The organism is Streptomyces sp. NPDC127092, from assembly GCF_042722475.1.
Lineage (GTDB): Bacteria > Actinomycetota > Actinomycetes > Streptomycetales > Streptomycetaceae > Streptomyces.
Genome location: NZ_JBHXFE010000429.1, coordinates 1 through 1,019, shown reverse-complemented (window position 1 = coordinate 1,019; position 1,019 = coordinate 1). Strand labels below are relative to the sequence as shown.

At 73.6% G+C, this 1,019-nt stretch carries 2 protein-coding genes; one reads left to right on the top strand and one right to left on the bottom strand.

All coding sequences use genetic code 11. The features are described 5' to 3' along the window. Window positions 1-39: 39 nt before the first annotated feature. Window positions 40-408 (bottom strand): hypothetical protein, encoded by a 369-nt coding sequence (locus ACFWJO_RS41025; RefSeq protein ID WP_036316791.1) that lies wholly within the window; start codon window positions 406-408, stop codon window positions 40-42. A gap of 64 nt (window positions 409-472) precedes the next feature. On the opposite strand from ACFWJO_RS41025, the gene ACFWJO_RS41020 reads away from it, so the two are divergent. Beyond that, the coding region (locus tag ACFWJO_RS41020) for a CorA family divalent cation transporter (protein WP_386873517.1) at window positions 473-1,019 on the top strand (547 nt) is incomplete at its 3' end.

The window sequence follows — 1,019 nt, the reverse complement described above, 5'->3', positions numbered from 1 at the left end:
CGCGGGGCACGGCGCCGTCCTCGGCCGGCGCGGGCTCTCTCATCGGCCGGCCTCGGACCGGTCGACGGCGGCCCAGGCGGCCCCGGCGGACACCGCGGCCACGGAGAGCACGGCCGGCCACGCGCCGATCTTCTTGGCCAGCGGGTGGGAGGCGCCGAAGCCGCCGAGGTACAGGGCGGCCAGGCCCCCGGTGACGGCCGGCCCCCGCGTGGCCAACCACGTCCGGCCGGCGTACAGGCCGGCGGCTGCCAGCACGACGCCGCCGAGCGGGCGGATGCCGGTCTCACGGGCGGTCAGGTAGCCGCCGATCAGACCGAACGCGGTGACCGGGGCCGTGGAGACGGCGTGGGCGGGGAGCAGGGTCTTGCCGTCACGGACGACGGGTGGGGCATGGCGCGGAGTCTTCATGGCGCCACCGTAGCGCGCGCATCCTGGAATACGCCGGGGGCCGCCGTCGGCGGAGAATGTCCTAGTGAGCATCATCGACAACGCCGTGTATGTGGACGGGCGGCGCGTCCACACCCCCTCCACCCTCGAAGACACCTGGGAGGCGTGCGAGCGCACCGGCGGCATGGCCTGGCTGGGCCTGTACCGCCCGGACATGGCCGAGCTCCAAGCGGTCGCGGAAGAGCTGCGCCTGCACCCGCTCGCCGTCGAGGACGCCCTCACCGGGGGCGAGCGCGCCAAGCTGGACCGCTACGGCGAGGACTCGTTCATGGTCCTGCACCCGGCCCGCTACATCGACCGCACCGAGACCGTGGAGTTCGGCGAGCTGAGCGTCTTCACCGGCGAGCACTACGTGGTGACGGTGCGTCACGCGGAGGAGCCTGACCTGGCCGCCGTGCGTCGGTTCCTGGAGACGGAGGGCCGCGAGCGCCTCGCGATGGGGCCGTGGCAGGTCACCCTGGAGATCCTGGACCGGGTCGTGGACGACTACTTCCCCGTGGCCGACGGCCTCGAACAGGACATCGAGGAGATCGAGGGCCAGTTCTTCGCCGGCGACGGGCACGTCTCCCGGC